Source organism: Actinomadura bangladeshensis, assembly GCF_004348335.1.
Classification (GTDB): Bacteria; Actinomycetota; Actinomycetes; order Streptosporangiales; family Streptosporangiaceae; genus Spirillospora; species Spirillospora bangladeshensis.
In genome coordinates, this window is the sequence record NZ_SMJW01000546.1 from 1 (window position 1) to 1,293 (window position 1,293).

Consider the following 1,293-nt stretch of genomic DNA (forward strand, 5'->3'; position numbering starts at 1 on the left):
GCCAAGTTCCCCACCAACACCGCCCACCCCGCCGTCGCCAAGACCGCCGCCGTCTACGCCACCCTCGTCCACGGCGGCCGCGAGCGCGGGGTGTTCGTGTTCGCGGTCCCGCTGCGCCGCCCCGACGGCACCGTCCCGCCCGGCGTGCGGATCGTCCCGGCGCCCGAGACGAGCGGGCTGCAGATCGACTACGCCGCCGTCCTGCTCGACGGCGTCCACGTCCCCTACGGGGCCTGGCTGCGCGACGGCGCCGCCATCGACGCCGCCGGCGCCTTCCACGACCCCGCCGGGTCCCCGGCGGCGCGGCTGACCCGCTCGATGGGCATCGCCCCGCCGGTCTGGCGCGCCGTCATCTCCGCCTCCGCCGCGATCACCCGCGCGTCGGCCGGCATGCTGCTGGCGCACTCGGCGGGCCGCACCACCCTCGGCCGGCTCGCGCCCCGCCGCCCCCTGACCGACTACCGCAACCAGCAGGAGGCCGTGCTCGGCGCGCTGGCCGCCGCGTACGCGCTCACCGCCGTCGCCGCGCACGTCACCGAGCCCCGCCCCGCCTTCCCGCAGACCCCCGATCAAGGCGGGCCCGGCGAGGGCCCCGACACGGCGTGGGCGCCGTGGTCGGCCGTCGACCGGGACCTGGCGCTGCTGAAGGCCGCCGCGACCGCGCAGGCGCAGGAGACGGTGTCGGCGTGCCGGGTGCACAGCGGCGCCCCCGGCTTCGCCGCCGTCGAACGCCTCAACGCCTACCGCGGCCTCGCGCACGCCTACCAGAACGCCGGCGGCGACAACGAGCTCATCCTCTACGACACCGCCCGCGCCATGGCCGACCTGGACCGCTACGTCCCGCCCGACCCGGGCGCCGGCCCGCCCGACGGCGGCGACCCGCACTCCCCGCGCGTCTGGCTCCACCTGGCCCGCGACGGCGAACGCCGCATGCGCGACCGGCTCGCCGGGCGGGTCGCGGACGCGCTGCGCGACGGCGGCGACGCCTTCACCGCCTGGAACGCCAACCTCGTCCTGGCCGCCCGCACCGCCGCCGCGTGCGCCGACCGGATCGTCCTGGAGATCTGCGCCGCCGAGGCCGGATCCGCCGAGGCCGCCGGGGCCGGGGCCGTCCTGCGGCTGCACGCCCTCAACGTCCTGGAGCGCCGCGCCCCCGACCTGCTCAACGAGGGCGCCGCCCCGCCCGGCCTCCTCGACCTGCTGTGGGAGGCGCGGCGCCGGACCTGCGACGAGCTGGCGCCGAACGCGGCGGAGCTGGCCGCCGCGTTCGACCTGCCCGCCCCCGTCACCGCC

1 protein-coding gene is annotated in these 1,293 nt (G+C 79.0%); it reads left to right on the forward strand.

Features of this window, described 5'->3' with window-relative positions:
* Positions 1-1,293 (forward strand): acyl-CoA dehydrogenase family protein (locus tag E1284_RS40755; RefSeq protein ID WP_131945444.1); only part of this gene is annotated, 1,293 nt, incomplete at both ends.